Below are 18744 nucleotides of genomic sequence, written 5' to 3'. Positions count from 1 at the left end.
TTATTCCCTCCCGCCGGCGGCAAAGTCATCGAAGGCCCGCCCGGCAACGGGAATGATATGGCGACGAATAAACTCGCTGCCCTCGCGCGCGCCGGTCTCGGCGTCCTTCAGGCAGCACTCCCATTCCAGCACCGCCCAGCCGTCAAAATCATATTCGGTCAGCTTACTGAACACCCCTTTGAAGTCGATCTGCCCGTCGCCGGGAGAGCGGAAACGGCCAGCCCGCTGCTGCCAGGGCTGATAGCCGCCGTAGACGCCATTGCGCCCGTTGCGGCGAAATTCGGCGTCCTTGACGTGAAACGCTTTAATTCGCGAATGATAGATATCGATATAGGTCAGGTAATCCATCTGCTGCAGATGCAGGTGGCTCGGGTCATAGAGCATATTGCAGCGCGGATGGTTATCCACCCGCGCGAGAAAACGCTCAAAGGTCACGCCATCATGCAGGTCTTCGCCGGGGTGGATCTCGTAGCAGACGTCGACGCCCTGCTCGTCGAAGAGGTCCAGCAGCGGCCGCCAGCGCCGGGCCAGCTCGGCAAAGGCCTCATCCAGAAGCGGCTGATTATGCGGCGGCCATGGATAAAAAAAGGGCCATGCCAGCGCCCCGGAAAAGGTCGCATGGGCCTTCAGCCCCAGGCGACCGGAGGCCACCGCCGCCTGCTTGACCTTCTCCACCGCCCAGCGCTGGCGCGCCTGCGGATCGCCATGCAGCGCCGCCGGAGCAAAGGCGTCAAACGCCGCGTCATACGCCGGATGCACCGCCACCAGCTGTCCTTCAAGGTGGGTGGACAGCTCGCTGATCGCCAGCCCATGCTCCGCTAGGACACCACTGACCTCGTCGCAGTAGGTCTGGCTCGCCGCCGCCCGCTCGACATCGAAAATCGCCGGGTGGTTGCAGGGGATCTGCAATGCCTTGTACCCGAGGCCGGCGGCCCACTGCGCCACCCCCTCCAGCGTGTTGAACGGCGCCTGCGGGCCGATAAACTGCGCCAGAAAAATGCCCGGTCCCTTAATCGTTTTCATACCCCCTCCTGAAAAATTAGTGCGGCTCTTTCTCGTTGTACTGGAAAGAGAAAAGGAAAATCAGCGCGATAACCGCGGCGGCCACCGCCGGGATCCACCAGAAGGTCACCCAGGCCTGCGGCACGCTCTGCCCGGCCACCAGATGGTTATACAGCGCGCCGGAGATCTGCGAGCCCAGCAGCATGCCGATCCCGTAGGTGAACATCACAATCATGCTCTGCGCCTGGCCTTTGACCTTCTCGCCCGCCACGCGGTCGGTGTAGATAAAGCCGACGACAAAGAAAAAGTCATAGCACACGCCGTGCAGCAAAATGCCGAGATAGAGCAGGAAGCGCCCCTCTTCGCTGACGCCGAGGGCGAAAAAGGCATAGCGCACAAACCACGCCGCCATGCCGATAAGCAGCATGTATTTCACCCCGAGGCGACGGAACAGCAGCGGGATCACCAGCATAAAGACGATCTCTGACACCTGGCCGAAGGACATCGCGGTGCTGACATCCTTAACGCCGGCATCCGCCAGATACGACGCGGTATAGGCGTAATAGGTGCCTAACGGCACGGAAATTAAGGTGGCGCAGAGAGAGAAAATCAGGAAATGGCGCGTTTTCAGCAGCGCGAAGGCGTCCGCGCACAGCAGATCGCGAAACTGAACCGGCATGCCTTTGGCCGGCGCCGGGGTGTGGGGCAGCGTCAGGCTGTAGATCGCCAGCGCCACCGAACAGAGCGCCGCCAGGGTGAAGATGCCGGTGGTGTCAGAGATGCCGGTCACCCCGATGCAGATCCCGGCGATAATCCAGCCGATGGTGCCGAACACGCGGACCACCGGAAAGGTTTTATCGACGTTAGCCAGGCTGTGGAAGGCGATATTGTTGGTCAGCGCCAGGGTCGGCATGTAGCACAGCGTATAGCCGAACAGCAGGCCAATCAGCAGCGCGCCGTTCTGCGCCACCAGCGCCTGGGGGACAAACCACAGGATCGCCGCCCCGGCCAGGTGCATCACCGCCATCACCTTCTGCGAGGCGAAAAAGCGATCCACCAGCATCCCCAGCACAAAGGGAGACAGGATGGAGGCGATCGGCCCGGCGGAGAACGCATCGCCGATCAGCAATGACATCTCATAGCGGGTCATGACCAGCCCCAGGGTCACCGACCAGCTGCCCCAGATAAAGAACTGCATAAACATCATTAACGACAGCCGCGGCACCAGAAAACGGTGGCTCACGCGGACACTTTCCCGACCTTCTGTTGTTGTGACCATGTTGCTCGCCCTCAGAAAAGTAATCGATTACAAAATCGCTCAACACAAAAGTAATCGATTACAAAAAGAAGATCGCCAGGCAAATGCGCCACCTGCGAAGAGGATCACAATAAAAAGGCAGGCAGCCCCGCCGGACGGCGGGGCATCTCGCTTACGCCGGGCGGCGCAGCAGTTTGAAGGCGATAAACAGGAACAGGATCCACACCGGCAGCAGGATCGCCGACAGGCGCATCCCGTCGATCGTGCACATCAGCGCCAGAATCAGCCCAAGGAAAGCAATGCAGAAGTAGTTGCTGGCGGGCGCCAGCAGCGCTTTAAACTTCGACTCACGCCCTTTGCGGCGCTGGGCGGCGCGGAACTTCAGATGCGCCATACAGATCATGATCCAGTTCAGCAGCAGCGTCGCCACCACCAGGGCCATCAGCAGTCCCAGCGCTTCATGCGGCAGCAGGTAGTTCAGCACCACCACCAGCGAGGTGATAATCCCCGAGAGCAGCAGAGAGTTCACCGGCACGCCTCGCTTGCTGACGCGGGCGAGGAAGGTCGGCGCATTGCCCTGCACCGACAGGCCGAACAGCATCCGGCTGTTGGAGTACACGCCGCTGTTATACACCGACAGCGAAGCCACCAGAATGACGAAGTTCAGCGCGGACGCCACCAGGTTGCTGTCGAGATGATGGAAAATCATCACAAACGGGCTGCTATCGGATTTGATCTCCACCCACGGGTAGAGCGCCAGCAGCACCACCAGCGAACCGATATAGAACAGCAGGATACGATAAACCACCTGGTTGACCGCTTTCGGAATGCTCTTTTCCGGATTTTGCGCTTCCGCGGCGGTGATGCCGATAAGCTCCAGCCCGCCGAAGGAGAACATGATCACCGCCAGCGACAGGATAAGACCGTGCCAGCCGGTGGCGAAGAAACCGCCGTGCTTCCACAGGTTGTCGAAACCCGCCTTGCTGCCGCCGTGGCCGCCAAACAGCATCCACAGGCCAAAGGCAATCATGCCGATAATCGCCAGCACTTTTATCAGCGCGAACCAGAACTCCGCTTCGCCATACAGGCGCACGTTGACCAGGTTGACGGCGTTAATAATGAGGAAGAAGGCCGCCGCCCAGATCCAGGTCGGAACGTCGGGCAGCCAGTACTGCATGTAGATCCCGGCGGCGGTCAGCTCCGCCATTCCCACCAGCACGAACATCACCCAGTAGTTCCAGCCGGACAGGAAGCCGGCGAACGGGCCCCAGTATTTGTAGGCAAAGTGGGCAAAGGAGCCGGATACCGGCTCTTCCACCACCATCTCGCCCAGCTGGCGCATGATCAGAAAAGCGACAATCCCGGCCACCGCGTAGCCCAGCAAGACCGCCGGGCCAGCCATTTGAATCGCCGGACCAATGCCGAGAAACAGGCCGGTGCCAATCGCGCCGCCAAGGGCGATAAGTTGAATGTGTCGGTTCTGTAAACCGCGATGAAGCGTCGGGCCGCTCTCTTCTACGGCATCCGACGACGTTGACGCGTCTTTCACGTCGTTCCCCTGTGTGTTTTTGCGAAGGGGCACCTTTTATCACTTAGGGGGGATTGTCGCAAGTTGCGTGGGGCTATGGCGGCGGCTAGATTCCCCCCCACGCTTGCACGATCCCAGGCCGGGCAAGGCGTCGTCGTCCGGCACATACGCGGTGACTACCCGCTCTCTTTGCCCGCTGGCGCTGAGCTTACCGGCCCTACGCAGACGCCTGTATCCCGGTCAGGAAAACTTAATATCGCACCATCACCGACTTCAGCTCCGTGTAGTCATCGATAAACGCGCTGCCGAATTCGCGCCCGATGCCCGAGCCCTTCATGCCGCCGAACGGCACCGCCGGGTCGAGGAAGGTATGCATATTGACCCACACGATGCCGGCGTCTATCGCCTCCGAGTAGCGCAGCGCCAGGCGAATATTATCCGACCAGACGCTGGCCGCCAGGCCATACGGCGAGGCATTCATCCGCGCCAGCGCCTCGTCTTCACTGTGATAGCCGATAAAGCTGCACACCGGGCCGAAGGTCTCCTCGCGCATCAGGGTGCTCTCTTCACTGCGCACTTTGACCGCCGTCGGCTGCAGGAAATAGCCCTCCCCCGGCAGGGCTTCGCCGCCGCAGACGATGGTATCGCCCTCGTCGCGTGCGGTCTGAATGAGCCGCAATACTTTTTCATGCTGCTGGCGGTTGGCCAGCGGCCCCATCAGCGTGCGCTCATCCAGCGGCGATCCCGGCGCGAAGGCGCTGAGTCTTTCTTTCAGCAGCGCCAGCACCGCATCCAGTTTGCCCTGCGGCAGATAAAAGCGCTCCGCGGCGGCGCAAATCTGCCCCTGGTTCAGGTAGCCGGCTTCAAGAATGCCGTTGACCATCGCCTCCGGCGTCAGGTCGTCAAGAAACAGCGCGGCGTTTTTGCCCCCCAGCTCAAGGGTGACCCGTTTACCGAAAGCGCCAGCCGACTGCTGGACTTTCTCGCCGGTAGCCACCGAGCCGGTGAAGCTCACCTTGGCGCAGGCCGGATGAGTAATCAGCCGCTGAGCAATCTCGCCGCCGGCGCCGTTGACCACGTTAATCACCCCGTCCGGAATACCCACCGCTTTCGCCAGCTCCGCCACGCGCAGCAGCGTCAGCGGCGTATACTCACTCGGCTTGAGGACGATGGTGCAGCCGCAGACCAGGGCCGCCGCCAGCTTCCAGACGGCAATCATGATGGAGAAGTTCCACGGCACGATGCCCACCACCACCCCCAGCGGCTGGCGGCGGGTGAAGGCGGTATATTTCTCCCCGGCCATCGACGGCAGCGACACATCCAGCGTTTCGCCGGTCACCTTACCCGCCCAGCCGGCGAAGTAGCGCAGGAACGCGACCGATTGATCCAGCTCTAACATCCGCGCCAGGGTGATGGTCTTACCGGAGCAGAGACTTTCCAGCTGCGCCAGCGCTTCGCGATGCTCAGCCAGGGCATCCGCCAGCTTCAGCAGCAAGGTTCCGCGCGCCAGCGTCGGCATTTCGCGCCACTGACTAAACGCCTGGCGGGCGCTCTCTACCGCGCGGTCCGCCTGGTCGCTATCCGCCGCGGTGACCTCGGCGATCGCCCGCCCGGTGGCCGGGTTGATCACCGCAAACGGCGCGCCGCGGCCCGCCTCTCGCTCACCGGCGATAAACTGCCCGTGCGGCTGGCGTAAAAAGGCGGTCACTTCCGCCAGTAAGGTTATCTCGCTCATCGTCAGTACCCGTTTTTTCAGCAACGTTGGCCCATCACAGCACGGCTTCCCGCCGCCGCCCATCGTTCTAAAGAACGTCATTCTTCCGGACGATATTCAACGCCCGCGCGGCGTGCTGTGATGAGGAACTTGAGCGAGGCAAGACCACAGGGTAACGCGATGAACATCAAAATCGATGCGCTGAACTACTACGGCGCGACGAAGAAATACCACCTCCATTTTCCGGCGCTGCGGGAAGATATTGAAGCCGACGTGGTGATTATCGGCGGCGGCTTCTCCGGCATTAACACCGCCCTTGAGCTGGCGGAACAGGGCATCACTAACGTGGTGGTGCTGGAAGCGCGCCATCTCGGCTACGGCGGCACCGGGCGCAACGGCGGCCAGGTGATGGCCGGTATCGGTCACGATATCGAAGCGGTAAAAAAGCACGTCGGCAAAGAGGGGCTGGAGACGCTGTTTAAAATCGCCAACCTCGGCGCAGGCATCATTCGCGAGCGCATCCGCAAATACAACATCGACGCCGATTTCGTCCCCGGCTACGGCTACCTCGCCTATAACCAGCGGCAGCTCAAAACGCTGCGCCAGTGGGAGAAAGAGTTTAAGGCCGCCACCCCGGATGAAGATATCGAACTGTATACCGGGAAAGAGGTGCAGCAGGTGGTCGGCTCCGAGGTCTACTGCGGCGCGCTGAAACATATGGGCGGCGGGCAGATCCATTCGCTCAATATGCTCCTCGGCTCGGCGCAGGCCGCCCATTCGCTGGGGGTGAAGATCTTCGAATCCTCGCCGGTGGTGGAGGTGAATTACGGCAAACAGGTGCGGGTACGGACCGCGATGGGCAGCGTCAAAGCCGCCAAGCTGCTGTGGGCCTGCGACAGCTTCCTCAACAATATGGAGCCGGAGATCTACAACAAAACGCTGGTCACTTACTCCTACCAGGTATCGACCGAGCCGCTCTCCGATGAACTGATCGAGCGCATCAGCCCGCTGCGCGGCGCCTTCAGCGATATTCGCCCGGTGATTAATTATTACCGCGTCACCCGGGAAAACCGCCTGCTGTTCGGCAGCGCCACCCGCTTTGTGGAGTATACGCCGAACGATTTCGCCGCCTGGAACCGCACCCTGCTGGCGGAGGTCTTCCCCTATTTGAAGGATGTGAAGATCGATTTCGCCTGGGGCGGGCCGATGGCCTGTAGCGCCAACCTGTTCCCGCAGATCGGCACCCTACGCGATCACAACAACGTCTTTTACGTCCAGGGGTACTCCGGCTTCGGCGTCACCCCATCGCACATCGTGTGCAAAATCCTCGCCGAAGGGATCAACGGCGGTTCCGACCGCTATCGTCTGCTGAGCAGCATCCCCCACGCGACCATCCACGGCCGTGACAGCCTGCGCTTGCTATTAGTCACCGCCGGAAAACTGATGCATCAAACCGCCGGTTTCTGGAAAGGCCGGAGTTAACCAGGAGAACGCTATGCACGCTTTTAAACTTAAACACCCGGTGCCCGACCTGCAGCCAATCGGCAGCGTCAGCCTGCTCGGCGCGACGCCGACCGCCGGCGACCCGCAGGTGGCCGGGGCGATGATCTACGGCGAGCCGCAGGATGCCTTTACCTGCGGACTGTTTTCGTCCACTGAGGGGAGCTTTACCATGACCTATCCGTTTACCGAACACGCCACCGTGCTGGAAGGCGAAGTGGAGCTGACCGTCGCTGGCGGCGAGCCGCAGCGCTTTGCGCCGGGCGACAGCTGGTTTGTTAAACAGGGTACCGAAGTGGAGTGGAAAATCCTGACGCCGCGATTTGTGAAGCACTACCTGGCGAACGTCGAGACGCGCTAACGCGCTGATACTGCCCGGCGGCGCTGCGCTTGCCCGGGCCGGGAGGACGAATGCCGTCGCCAGGCCGGGTCAGGCGCCAGCCGCCACCCGGCAGAAACAGGCGCAATGTGGCAAGACGGATGGCCCCGGTTTTCGGGGTCATGTTGTTTATCCACCCTCACATTCATCGACGGCGTCACAGAATCATGCGCCGCCCTCCACCTTCCGGACGATATTCGTTGAGCAGGATGCCCGCCTAAATTATGACTATCCGGGAGTGGCGCTGGCTATTCCCTGCCCTCCCCCACTATTGTGCAGAGGTTGACTATGTTTAGTAACAGACTTGCCAGCCATCTTGAGCGCGGGGTCGTCGGCTTCCCGACCACTCTCGCCAGCTCCGTCGGGCTGATTATGGCCAGCCCGGTGATCCTGACGGTGACCAGCGGCTTCGGCATGGGGGGTGATACCTTCGCGCTGGCGGTGCTGCTGGCCTTTATTATGATGCAGGCGCAGGTCACCACCTTTGCCGAGGCGGCGACGCTCATTCCCACCACCGGTTCGGTGTACGACTATATCTCCTGCGGCATGGGACGCTTCTTCGCCATCACCGGCGCGCTGTGCGCCTATCTGATCGTGCATATTTTCGCCGGGACGGCGGAGACGATCCTGGCCGGCATTATGGCGCTGGTGAACTTCGAATCGATCAACGCCCAGATGGCCGCTCACCAGAACACCTGGATGGTGGGCGTCGGCATGGTGGTGGTTTTCGGCCTGTTGAACGCCATCGGCGTGGAAATCTTCGGCAAGGTCGAAGTGGTGCTGACTTTCGGCATGTGGACCACGCTGACCATTTTCGGCCTGTGCGGCATTTTTATGGCGCCGGTCACCCATCTTTCCGGCTGGTTCGGCACGCCGCTGAACGTCAGCGATATCCATGGCCTGTTCGGCTATATCGGCATGGCGATGTTTATGTTCGTCGGTTGCGAACTGGTGACGCCGATGGCGCCGGAGATCAAACAGGCTCACCGTACCATTCCGCGGGCGATGGCGCTGGGCCTTCTGGGGGTCGCCAGCTGCATGTTTATCTACGGGGCGGCGATCAACCGCCAGGTGGAGAACACCGTGCTCGACGCGGCCAACAACGTCCATCTGCTGGATACGCCGATGGCGATCCCGGCCTTTGCCGAGCGGGTGATGGGCCACGCCGGCCAGTACTGGCTGGGGGTCGGGCTGCTGCTGGCGGGCTGCGCCACCATCAATACGCTGATGGCCGCGGTACCGCGCATTATTTACGGTATGGCGCTGGACGGCGCGCTGCCCCGCTTCCTGACCTGGCTGCATCCGCGCTTTAAAACGCCGGTGATCGCCATCGCCATCGGGGTGGCGATCCCCTGCCTGCACGCCTGGTATCTGAACGGCGATCTGGACCGCATTGTGCCGCTGATCCTCGCCGCGGTCTGCGCCTGGGGCGTCGCCTATCTGCTGGTTACTCTGTCGGTGGTGATGCTGCGCATTCGCCGCCCGGACCTGCCGCGCGCCTACCGCTCGCCGTGGTTCCCGCTGCCGCAGATTATCTCCAGCGTCGGAATTATCATCGCTATCGTCAATATCACCCCGCCGGGGATGGACAGCCGCCAGGTGCTGGTGCCGTTCGGCATTATGCTCGGCCTGACCGCCGCCTACGCCCTGTTCTGGACGGTGTGCGTACAGCGCGTCAATCCGTTCAAGCCGCTGGTGGTGGAAGAGGTGGTCGACCGCGCCATCAGCAACTACGAAAAACAGACCCGCGGGGAGATGACGCCAGATGTCCTCCGTCCCCTGGTTTGAGACGCCGTTAATGAACGCGGTACAGCGCGATCTGGCCGGCTGGCCCTGCGAAAAGCTGAGCGAGCGCAGCGCGCTGCTGCGATTGAACGACGCCACCGCCGTCACCTTCAGCGTGCGTCAGAAGCGGCTGTTTATGGCCAGCATTCACAGCTGCGAATTTGTCGTCGCAGGGCCGGTCACCCGGCCCGTGCGCGGTCACATTCGCGCCCATCAATCCGGCTGGTGGAAACGCCAGCCGATCCGCTTTATCGGCGGCAAAGGCAGCGAGGAACTCGCCGGCTATCTCAACGGGTTTCCTAATCTCCAGCAGACCCTAAGCGAACTGGACTACCGCCGCTTTTCGTTGACCTTTGACGGTAACGGCTGGCGCTGCAGTATTGAACCCTGGGCCGCCAGCGAAGTGGTCTGTAAAATGCCGCCGCTGCGCCGTTATCTGCGGCTGGAAGCGCAGCAGCGGATGCTGCTGCTCAGCGTGCTGGCGATGATCGTTCAGGCAGTCAGTCAGTGGATGCGCGGTGAAATCGTAGATGAGAAAGCATTTTCTTCCCCGCCATCACAGCGGGGAAGCTGAGCCGGTTTACTGCAGGCCAAACCGTTGCGCCAGCCGATCGATGGCCTGCCTCTGGAACTGCGCAAACTCCGCCCGCGGCTGCTGCTGCTGAATAAAGTCCAGCAGCGGATCCTGGACCGCGGTGCGAATGCCGCTCAGGGCTTCCATCACCGCCAGGCCGCAGAACGGCACGTAGGATTCGGCGTAGCCGCCCTCGTGCACCATCACCAGTTTCCCGCCGCACAGACGATCCGCCGCCTGCTGCACCAGCCCGGTCATCGCCCGGAAGCTGTCGCTGTGCAGCTGCATCCGCGCCAGCGGGTCCATGGCGTTGGCATCATAGCCGCAGGCGATAATAATCAGCTCCGGCTCAAAACGCGCCAGCGCCGGAATAACGATGGTTTCCAGCGCATAGCGCCAGCTATCGTCCCCCGCCCCGGCCAGCAGCGGAATATTGATGTTGTAACCTTCGCCCGCGCCAGCGCCGCGATCGTCCTCACCGGCATAACCGGGTGGGAAGCAACCGTCCTGATGCAAGGAGATGGTCAGCACGTCGTCGCGCTGCAGGTAGATATGCTGGGTGCCGTTGCCGTGATGAACGTCCCAGTCAATGATCGCCACCTTGCCGAGCCCCAGCAGCGCTTTCGCCCGCTCGACGGCAATCGGAATATTGGCGAGGAAACAGAAGCCCATCGACTGGTCCGGCAGGCAGTGGTGTCCGGGCGGCCGCGACAGCGAATAGGCATTATCCAGCTCGCCCTTCAGCACCGCTTCCACCGCCGCGCAGGCCAGTCCGGCGGAGAGACAGGCGATTTCATAACTGCCCGGCCCCAACGGCGCCTCTTTGCCCAGCATGCCGCCGCCGTTATCGCTTATCGCCTTGAAGCGCTCAAGATAGCTGTCGGGATGGATCCGCCGCAGGTCCGCAAGGCTTGCCGGCGCCGCGCTGCGCAGCGCCAGCTGCGGCGTCAGCCCGGAGACGTCCATGAGGTTTTTCATCCGCCGTTTGGTCTCCGGCGATTCGGCATGACCGCCGCCGGCGGGCGGTTGCACCCACCCGCCCACCGGCAGCGTCACCGCGTGCAGACCGGTACTGTGCCAGAAACAACGTTCATCAAAGAAGAAACCGGTTTTTCTTTTCACTCTATCCTCCCGTTGGCTAAGCCTTTGCCGGCGGCCGACGCCGCCGCAATCAAAATCAGTGACAGCAGCGCGCAGCCCCCTGCCGCCAGCAGCAGCGGATCGGCGCTGGCAAAATGCTGCAGTAAAGCCCCGGCTAATGCCGGACCGGCCGCCATGCCGCCGCCGATCACCAGATTAATGCTGTTCATCAGTCGGCCGTTGTTATCGAGCCCGGCGACGCGGGCGAGAATAAAGGGCAGCACGAAGGTCCAGGTGAACTTAAACAGCAGCGCCGCGATGGCGTAGCGCGCCAGCAGCGGCTGGCCGATCAGCAGCCCGACGCTGAGGATCAGCAGGCCGTAGCCCAGCCACACCGGCAAACGATCGGCCCGGCGGGTGCCGCGCAGGGCCGCGCCCCCCGCGCCGATAATGCCGCACACCGTCGCCGCCGCCAGCACCAGGCCGACCTGCGTCGGGCTCAGGCCCGCCGCCGCGCCGAGGGTGCCGATAAAGGTCCACACCGCGCTAAGGCTGATATAGAAGGTCAGCACCGCGAGGACCGCCAGCGCCTGACGCCACAGCGCCGTCGGCGGCTGCTGGCGCGAGACGGACAACGGTTGAAAGCGCGGCGGGAAAGCCGACACCAGCGGCAGGCAGCAGAGCATAATGGCGGCGAGGATCAGATAGACCACCTTGAGGCCAAAGCTGGCAAACAGCCCGGGCAGCACCAGCAGGCCAAGCATCCCCAGCAGCAGTTGCCCAAGCACCCAGAAGGCATAGACTCGCGACGGGTTCGAGGTTCCCGCCGCGCAGCTGATGCACAGAATCATCAGCGTGCCGCCCGCCAGCGAGGCGAGAAAGCGCACCGCCAGCAGCGTCTCATACTGGGTCACCGCCGCCGAGGCGAGATTGGCTGTCAGAAACACAACCCCGGCCGTCAGGGCGACCCGCCGCCAGTCGAGGCGACTCATCCACCACCACGCCGGCAGCGTCGCCAGGCTCATCGCCCCCAGTTCCGCCGAGAACAACCAGCCGATCTGGCCGGGTTTTAGCTGCCATTCGCTGGCCAGCTGCGCCGCCACCGCCGGCGCGGTCATCAGAATACCTGGCGCAATTGCGGCGAAAATCACAATCGCCGCCAGCAAACGCAGGGACACGACCAGCCCGGCGGGCCGGGAAAGCGCATGTTCAGTGAGAGGGGTACTTGACATCGTAGGGCGTGCTCCGGTCAAAAAAGCCTCCCCCCGGAGGGGTCTCCAGGGAGTGATACCCACAGGCATCAGGAAAACGCCGTGCTGCCACGGCGCGCGCGGGATGCGATAGTCAGATCACAGATGCAGCGTACGCTGAGCGGCCGGCATCCAGGTTCGGGAAACGAGTTCAGTACGATTGACCACTTCGGTCTTGGCGAAAATATTGCGCAGGTGCGTTTTCACCGTCGAGAGCGAGATATCCAGCCGGCGGGCAATCAGCTTATTGCTGGCCCCTTCGCGCACCATGCCGACGATTTCCCGCTCTTTGGCCGTCAGGATGGCGGGCAGGTCATCTTCGTCCTGCAGGCAGTCGCGGATCGCCAGCTCCACCAGCGGCAGCACCGCCTGGGCCCGATGACGCTCTTCGCTGGAGAAAGGCACGTCGCGCATCAGCGAGATACCGGCGACGATCCGCCGCTCGCGGCGAATAAAGATCTCGGTCATGTCGCGCACATTATTCGGCAACATAAATTCATGATAATAATGCCGGTTGCGGTCGCAGAGCCGCGGCGTCATCGCCGCCATGGTGGTGTTCTGGTGGCTAAAGCGCGACGGCAGCAACGGATCCAGCGGCTGGAAGTTTTCCAGATATTGTTGGTGCGTATTATCAGAAATATTATGCAATATATAGTTTTCGGGTTTTAACCGATTATTTACTCGATAAAATACCGCCGAAGACAGTGGAATTAACTGGGAAATAGTCTGTAAACAACGGGCTATTATCGCATCATTACGGCTGGCTTTTAACAAAGCAGACATGATAGGGCCTCCCCGTCGAGGTGCTGGTACATGACACATGAATGACTACCGATTATTGAAGCATACATTTCACATTTAAGTAACACAATCATTAACATATTAACAGTGTGATAGCCGTTACAAAATTTTCAGCAATCCATTGTTATATAAAGCATTTAAAAAACACACCCGCCATGCTTTACGATAGCGGCGTTAAAAAATAAACAAAAAAGATTAACACCCGGCGGACAGGCCCCTGGTGATAAAAAAATCCTATCCCGGACGCGTCTCTCTCATCCTTAAGAACGATGGATTTCTGTTTTTTTTCACTTATACCTCTAACAGGATGCAATTAATTTTCGCCGCGGCTTAATCATGTGATTACGCCTGACCCGCTGTTGCCAAAATAATATCAACAGCGCCGGTCATTAACCGAGGATAAGCCGATGCTGAATATCACCGCCCTGCGCCAGCAGCAAATTCCGCTGGCCGCTGAGCCGCGCTCGCCGGTGCCGTTTCATATTCTGATGAAGCCGATTGGCCCCGCCTGCAATCTCGCCTGCCGCTACTGCTATTACCCGCAGGATGAAACGCCGGTCAACAAGATGGACGAGGCGCGGCTGGAGCAGTTTATCCGCCGCTATATCGCCGCCCAGCCCGCCGGCGCGCGGGAAATCAACTTTGTCTGGCAGGGCGGCGAGCCGCTGCTGGCCGGCCTGAGCTTCTACAAAAAAGCGCTCGCCCTGCAGGCGCGTTATGCCCCCGACGGCGTCACCATCAGCAACAGCCTGCAGACCAACGGCACGCTGCTCAACGACGCCTGGTGCCGGCTGTTTCGCGAGCATCGCTTTATTATCGGCTTGAGCCTCGAAGGCAGCGAAGCGCTACAGGACCAGCATCGTCCGGATAAACGCGGCCGGGCCACCTGGCCGGCGGCGCTGCGCGGCATCGACCTTCTCCACCAGCATCAGGTGGAGTTTAACCTGCTGGTGGTGGTGCATAACGAGATGGCGGCGCACGCGGCGGCGATTTATGACCGGGTGGTCAGCCTCGGCGCGCGCTATCTGCAGTTTCAGCCGCTGATGAGCGAAGGCGCAGCGCTGCGCGAGGGCTATCAGCTGAGCGCCGATAACTGGGGGCGTTTTATGGTCGGCATCTGGCGGCAGTGGCAGAAGCGCTGCGACAAGGGGCGGGTGTTCGTCATCAATATCGAGCAGGCGTGGGCGCAGTACTTCACCCACACCAGCGGCAGCTGCGTGCACAGCGCCCGCTGCGGCAGCAATCTGGTGATGGAGCCCGACGGAGAGCTCTACGCCTGCGATCATCTGATCAACGCCGAGCATCGGCTGGGCCGCCTCGATGAGCAGACGCTCGCCGCCGCGGTCGACGCCTCGGTGCAACTGCCTTTCGGTCAGCAGAAAAGCCTGCGCCGCGAATGCCAGACCTGCGCGGTCAAAATGGTCTGCCAGGGCGGCTGTCCGGCGCATCTCAACGCCGCGGGCAACAACCGCCTCTGCGGCGGCTACTACCGCTTCTTTAGCGAAATTCTTGCGCCCGTGCGCCCCTTTTCCCGCGACCTTGAAGGGCTGCAAGCCTGGCGGGCCGCGTTTGTCGGGGCCGCGCATCCGGCGTAACCCGTTGCTCTGAAGCTATCCCTTTGAAACAGGAGAATCCGTTGTGAATAAAACAGCCATGGCCGCGGCGGTCAGTGTCATCCTCGCCGGCGGCGCGCACGCCGCGCAGCAGGAGCGTCCGAACGTCATCGTCATTATCGCCGATGATATGGGCTACTCGGACATTAGCCCCTTCGGCGGCGAGATCCCCACCCCCAACCTGCAGGCGATGGCCGAGCAGGGGATGCGCATGAGCCAGTATTACACCTCGCCGATGTCGGCCCCGGCGCGCTCCATGCTGCTCACCGGCAACAGCAACCAGCAGGCCGGGATGGGCGGCATGTGGTGGTATGACAGCACTATTGGCAAGGAGGGCTACGAGCTGCGGCTGACCGACCGCGTCACCACCATGGCCGAGCGCTTTAAAGACGCGGGGTATAACACTCTGATGGCCGGCAAGTGGCACCTTGGTTTTGTTCCCGGCGCCACGCCGAAGGACCGCGGCTTTAACCACGCTTTCGCCTTTATGGGCGGCGGCACCAGCCATTTTAACGACGCTATTCCGCTGGGTACCGTTGAAGCGTTTCACACCTACTACACCCGCGACGGCGAGCGCGTCTCCCTGCCGGACGATTTCTACTCCAGCGAGGCCTACGCCCGGCAGATGAACAGCTGGATTAAAGACACGCCGCAGGAACAACCGGTCTTCGCCTGGCTGGCCTTTACCGCCCCGCACGACCCGCTGCAGGCGCCTGACGAATGGATCAAGCGCTTCAAAGGCCAGTATGAGCAGGGCTACGCCGAGGTCTATCGCCAGCGTATCGCCCGCCTGAAAGCGCTGGGGATTATCCAGGACAACACCCCGCTCCCGCACCTTGAGCTGGATAAAGAGTGGGACGCGCTGACCCCGGAGCAGCAGAAATATACCGCGAAAGTGATGCAGGTCTACGCGGCGATGATCGCCAATATGGACGCGCAGATCGGCACCCTGATGGAAACGCTGAAGCAAACCGGTCGCGATAAAAACACCCTGCTGGTGTTCTTAACCGACAACGGCGCCAACCCGGCGCAGGGCTTCTACTACGAATCCACCCCGGAATTCTGGAAGCAGTTTGACAACAGCTATGACAACGTTGGCCGCAAAGGCTCGTTTGTCTCCTACGGCCCGCACTGGGCCAACGTCAGCAACGCCCCTTACGCCAACTATCACAAAACCACCAGCGCTCAGGGCGGGATTAACACCGACTTTATGATCGCCGGCCCCGGGATTACCCGCCACGGTAAAATCGACGCCTCGACGATGGCGGTGTATGACGTGGCGCCGACCCTGTATGAATTCGCCGGTATCGATCCGAACAAATCGCTGGCGAAGAAGCCGGTGCTGCCGATGATTGGCGTCAGCTTTAAGCGCTATCTCACCGGCGAAGTGCAGCAGCCGCCGCGCGGGAACTACGGCGTCGAGCTGCATCATCAGGCGGCGTGGGTCGATGGCGAATGGAAGCTGCGGCGGCTGGTGCCGCGGGGCTTCACCGCCGGCGACGCGCCGTGGCAGCTGTTTAATCTGCACGACGATCCGCTGGAAACTCATGACGTCGCGGCCCAACACCCCGATCGGGTCAAAGCGATGAGCGAAGCCTACGAGGCGTTCGCCAGACGCACCATGGTCACCCGGGCGCAGGGCAAAATGATCGATTACGTCGGTATCGACAGCAAGACCGGACGCTATCTGGCGGTCGACCCCGCCACCATGAAGCCGGTTCCGGCGCCGCAGGCGATCCCGGTGAGCGAGCTCCATTAACCGACCCGGCTATCGTTCTTCCGGGCGATAGCCGGGAGCTGGCGCGCTTTTTAAGGTAACCGGAAACCCCATTACAGGAGAGAGCGAATGGCGAGAGTCGTGGTGATCACCGGCGGCGGAACCGGAATTGGCGCCGCCTGCGCGCGGCTGATGCGCGCCGCGGGCGACCGGGTGTTTATTACCGGACGGCGCGAGGCGCCATTGCGGGCGGTCGCCGATGAGACCGGCGCCACGGCGCTGATGGGCGATGCCGCCGACGGCGAGGCGTGGCGCCAGCGGCTGCTGCCGGCCATTCTCGACCAGGCCGGCGGTATTGATGTCCTCATCTGCAGCGCCGGCGGGATGGGCAACAGCCCCGCCGCCGATACCAGCGACCGCCAGTGGCGCGAGGCGCTGGACGGCAATCTCACCAGCGCCTTCGCCAGCGTTCGCGCCTGCCTGCCCTCGCTGATTGCCCGCCGCGGCAACGTGCTGTTTGTCGCCTCCATCGCCTCGCTGGCCGCCGGTCCGCAGGCCTGCGGCTACGTCACCGCCAAACACGCCTTAATCGGCCTGATGCGCTCCGTCGCCCGCGATTACGGCCCGCAGGGGGTGCGCGCCAACGCCGTCTGCCCCGGCTGGGTCACCACGCCGATGGCGGATGAAGAGATGCTCCCGCTGATGCAGGCGGAAGGGTTGTCGCTGACTGAGGCGTATCAGCGGGTCTGTCGCGACGTTCCGCTGCGCCGACCCGCCAGCCCCGAGGAGATAGCCGAGGTCTGTCAGTTTCTCTGTTCACCGCAGGCCGCCATCATCAGCGGCGCTACGCTGGTCGCCGACGGCGGCGCCAGTATCGTCGATGTTCCCACTCTGGCGTTTGCCTAACGCCCTACTCTGTTCAGGAGCCCCTATGACTTCAGAAGCCGTATTTATCCAGGTCGGCGCGCTGGCCGATGGTTTTGCGCCACACGGTAATGTACTCGCCACCGCCAGCCTGCCCGCAGGCGAGCGCTTTACCTTTTATGTCGCCGGGAGCGAGCCGCAGCAGCTGATCATCGAAGATGAGCAGACGCTAAGCTGGAACGGCACGCGCGCCCCCTGGCGGGCGACCGCCCTGCGCCCGGATATTCTGTTTATCGACTTCCTTGACCCGGAGCGGGATAACGCCAGCATCAGCGCGGTATGTAACCTGACGCAGCGCAACGCTACCCTGGTCTATGGCCAGCTGCCGGACGAAGCCGCCGCGCGGCTGGACGCCTTCAGCCGGGTGGAGCGAGGCCTGCCGCTGACCGCGGTAGAAGCGCGCTTTGTCTTCGCCCGCCTGGATGCGCAGCCGGGGCCGCTGCCGGGCTTTACTCCTGCGCTGGTCGGCATGCGCAATCAGTACACCTACAGCCCGACCGAGCGCTATGAGCACATCTATCTCAACGATAATTTTTACGCCTGGCAGTGTCTGGACGGCGTGGAAAAGGGGCTGGCGGATGTCGACCGCTGCCACTATGTGCTGGTGGCGGAGGATCTCTATCTGTTTGTCTGGCGCGAGAAAATCATTCCGACGCTGGGGGTGATCCTGATCGATCTTCAGCAAATGCGCACCGACGGCAAGATCATGGGCTATCAGGGCAGCGACTTCGGCGCCCTCAGCAATTTCCCGGTCGGCGCCAGCGCGAAGATCCTCAACATCACCCGCCATCAGGAATAAAGGGGCGCCGCCGGGCACGCTTTCAGGCACCACGCCCGTCCTATTGCCGGGTGGCGGCTGGCGCCTTACCCGGCCTACGGGGTCCTCTCACAGGCTGACACATCGTAGGCCCGGCAAGCGCAGCGCCACCGGGCGATGACAGCAGGTACGGAGCCACTTTTATGCCGGGTGGCGGCTCCGCCTTACCCGGCCTACGGGGTCCTCTCACAGGCTCATACCTCGTAGGCCCGGTAAGCGCAGCGCCACCGGGCGATGACAGCAGGCACGGAGCCGTTTTTATGCCGGGTGGCGGCTACGCCTTACCCGGCCTGCGGGGTCCTCTCACTGGCTGACACCTCGTAGGCCCGGCAAGCGCAGCGCCGCCGGGCGATGATAGCGGGCACGGAGCCGCTTTTATGCCGGGTGGCGGCTGCGCCTTACCCGGCCTGCGGGGTCCTCTCACTGGCTCACACCCCGTAGGCCCGGCAAGCGCAGCGCCACCGGGCGATGACAGCAGGCACAGAGCCGCTTTTATGCCGGGTGGCGGCTGCGCCTTACCCGGCCTGCGGGGTCCTCTCACAGGCTCATACCTCGTAGGCCCGGCAAGCGCAGCGCCACCAGGCGATGACAGCAGGCACGGAGCCGCTTTTATGCCGGGTAGCGGCTGCGCCTTACCCGGCCTACGTTCGTACGACCTGTCGTTAATTTATTCACCATTGTTGCTGAAACTGCCGGTGCTGGCGGCCTCAAAATCGCTGAGACGCTCCCGGAAGGCCGGGGCAGCCCGCATGGATGCGGGCTGAGGGCCGTGTTTTGCACGGACGCTGCCTCGGCCCGACCC

The 18744-nt window shown here is 62.2% G+C and carries 15 protein-coding genes; 8 read left to right on the top strand and 7 right to left on the bottom strand.

All coding sequences use genetic code 11. The features are described 5' to 3' along the window. The 4 genes from QLG03_RS23360 to QLG03_RS23345 form a co-directional block, all read right to left on the bottom strand. Window positions 1–1023, bottom strand: coding sequence for a sugar phosphate isomerase/epimerase (locus QLG03_RS23360; RefSeq protein ID WP_023288719.1), 1023 nt, complete (start codon window positions 1021–1023; stop codon window positions 1–3). Between the two features lie 16 nt (window positions 1024–1039). Beyond that, window positions 1040–2245: an MFS transporter gene (locus QLG03_RS23355; protein WP_255988355.1), complete on the bottom strand. Its 1206-nt coding sequence runs from the start codon at window positions 2243–2245 to the stop codon at window positions 1040–1042. 187 nt (window positions 2246–2432) lie between these two features. Next, window positions 2433–3809 (bottom strand): phenylalanine transporter, encoded by a 1377-nt coding sequence (gene pheP / locus QLG03_RS23350; protein WP_023288717.1) that lies wholly within the window; start codon window positions 3807–3809, stop codon window positions 2433–2435. 229 nt (window positions 3810–4038) lie between these two features. Further along, on the bottom strand, window positions 4039–5523 hold the full coding sequence (locus QLG03_RS23345) for an aldehyde dehydrogenase family protein (protein ID WP_032454961.1): 1485 nt from the start codon (window positions 5521–5523) through the stop codon (window positions 4039–4041). 159 nt (window positions 5524–5682) lie between these two features. On the opposite strand from QLG03_RS23345, the gene QLG03_RS23340 reads away from it, so the two are divergent. The 4 genes from QLG03_RS23340 (at window position 5683) to QLG03_RS23325 (ending at window position 9740) form a co-directional block, all read left to right on the top strand. Next, on the top strand, window positions 5683–6984 hold the full coding sequence (locus QLG03_RS23340) for an FAD-binding oxidoreductase (protein ID WP_023288715.1): 1302 nt from the start codon (window positions 5683–5685) through the stop codon (window positions 6982–6984). 13 nt (window positions 6985–6997) lie between these two features. Beyond that, window positions 6998–7363, top strand: a complete 366-nt coding sequence (locus QLG03_RS23335) for a cupin domain-containing protein (protein WP_002892824.1) — start codon at window positions 6998–7000, stop codon at window positions 7361–7363. A gap of 306 nt (window positions 7364–7669) precedes the next feature. Further along, complete coding sequence (locus QLG03_RS23330; protein WP_032454960.1) at window positions 7670–9169, top strand: APC family permease; 1500 nt, start codon at window positions 7670–7672, stop codon at window positions 9167–9169. After that, window positions 9147–9740 carry a DUF3156 family protein gene (locus tag QLG03_RS23325; protein WP_132134139.1) on the top strand — a complete coding sequence of 198 codons (594 nt, stop codon included), beginning with the start codon at window positions 9147–9149 and terminating at the stop codon, window positions 9738–9740. Before QLG03_RS23330 ends, QLG03_RS23325 begins: the two co-directional genes overlap by 23 nt. 6 nt (window positions 9741–9746) lie before the next feature. On the opposite strand, the gene QLG03_RS23320 is transcribed toward QLG03_RS23325, so the two are convergent. The 3 genes from QLG03_RS23320 to QLG03_RS23310 form a co-directional block, all read right to left on the bottom strand. Next, a complete protein-coding gene (locus QLG03_RS23320; protein WP_048334288.1) occupies window positions 9747–10862 on the bottom strand; it encodes a class II histone deacetylase in 1116 nt (371 codons plus the stop codon). Next, a complete protein-coding gene (locus QLG03_RS23315; RefSeq protein ID WP_023288711.1) occupies window positions 10859–12052 on the bottom strand; it encodes an MFS transporter in 1194 nt (397 codons plus the stop codon). The genes QLG03_RS23320 and QLG03_RS23315 overlap by 4 nt, the downstream gene beginning before the upstream one ends. 117 nt (window positions 12053–12169) lie before the next feature. Further along, on the bottom strand, window positions 12170–12853 hold the full coding sequence (locus QLG03_RS23310; RefSeq protein ID WP_032454931.1) for a LuxR family transcriptional regulator: 684 nt from the start codon (window positions 12851–12853) through the stop codon (window positions 12170–12172). A gap of 425 nt (window positions 12854–13278) precedes the next feature. Here QLG03_RS23310 and QLG03_RS23305 point away from each other — a divergent pair, with 425 nt between their 5' ends. The 4 genes from QLG03_RS23305 (at window position 13279) to QLG03_RS23290 (ending at window position 17924) form a co-directional block, all read left to right on the top strand. After that, entirely contained in the window at window positions 13279–14466 is a 1188-nt protein-coding gene (locus QLG03_RS23305) for an anaerobic sulfatase maturase (RefSeq protein WP_282473671.1), read from the top strand. Between the two features lie 43 nt (window positions 14467–14509). Then, window positions 14510–16243, top strand: coding sequence for an arylsulfatase (locus QLG03_RS23300; protein ID WP_255988361.1), 1734 nt, complete (start codon window positions 14510–14512; stop codon window positions 16241–16243). A gap of 87 nt (window positions 16244–16330) precedes the next feature. Beyond that, window positions 16331–17107: an SDR family oxidoreductase gene (locus QLG03_RS23295; protein WP_049013140.1), complete on the top strand. Its 777-nt coding sequence runs from the start codon at window positions 16331–16333 to the stop codon at window positions 17105–17107. 25 nt (window positions 17108–17132) lie between these two features. Further along, on the top strand, window positions 17133–17924 hold the full coding sequence (locus tag QLG03_RS23290) for a MoaF C-terminal domain-containing protein (protein WP_064157802.1): 792 nt from the start codon (window positions 17133–17135) through the stop codon (window positions 17922–17924). The last annotated feature ends 820 nt before the right edge of the window (window positions 17925–18744 follow it).

The sequence above is a fragment of the Klebsiella sp. V115_8 genome, assembly GCF_029967715.1.
Lineage (GTDB): Bacteria > Pseudomonadota > Gammaproteobacteria > Enterobacterales > Enterobacteriaceae > Klebsiella > Klebsiella quasipneumoniae.
This window is presented reverse-complemented; position numbering and strand designations above follow the sequence as displayed.

Excerpts from the sequence above, each read along its gene's own strand:
- QLG03_RS23360 (WP_023288719.1), bottom strand. The coding sequence starts at position 1,023 with ATGAAAACGATTAAGGGACCGGGCATTTTTCTGGCGCAGTTTATCGGC.
- QLG03_RS23345 (WP_032454961.1), bottom strand. The coding sequence starts at position 5,523 with ATGAGCGAGATAACCTTACTGGCGGAAGTGACCGCCTTTTTACGCCAG.
- QLG03_RS23340 (WP_023288715.1), top strand. The coding sequence starts at position 5,683 with ATGAACATCAAAATCGATGCGCTGAACTACTACGGCGCGACGAAGAAA.
- QLG03_RS23335 (WP_002892824.1), top strand. The coding sequence starts at position 6,998 with ATGCACGCTTTTAAACTTAAACACCCGGTGCCCGACCTGCAGCCAATC.
- QLG03_RS23330 (WP_032454960.1), top strand. The coding sequence starts at position 7,670 with ATGTTTAGTAACAGACTTGCCAGCCATCTTGAGCGCGGGGTCGTCGGC.
- QLG03_RS23325 (WP_132134139.1), top strand. The coding sequence starts at position 9,147 with ATGTCCTCCGTCCCCTGGTTTGAGACGCCGTTAATGAACGCGGTACAG.
- QLG03_RS23315 (WP_023288711.1), bottom strand. The coding sequence starts at position 12,052 with ATGTCAAGTACCCCTCTCACTGAACATGCGCTTTCCCGGCCCGCCGGG.
- QLG03_RS23310 (WP_032454931.1), bottom strand. The coding sequence starts at position 12,853 with ATGTCTGCTTTGTTAAAAGCCAGCCGTAATGATGCGATAATAGCCCGT.
- QLG03_RS23305 (WP_282473671.1), top strand. The coding sequence starts at position 13,279 with ATGCTGAATATCACCGCCCTGCGCCAGCAGCAAATTCCGCTGGCCGCT.
- QLG03_RS23295 (WP_049013140.1), top strand. The coding sequence starts at position 16,331 with ATGGCGAGAGTCGTGGTGATCACCGGCGGCGGAACCGGAATTGGCGCC.
- QLG03_RS23290 (WP_064157802.1), top strand. The coding sequence starts at position 17,133 with ATGACTTCAGAAGCCGTATTTATCCAGGTCGGCGCGCTGGCCGATGGT.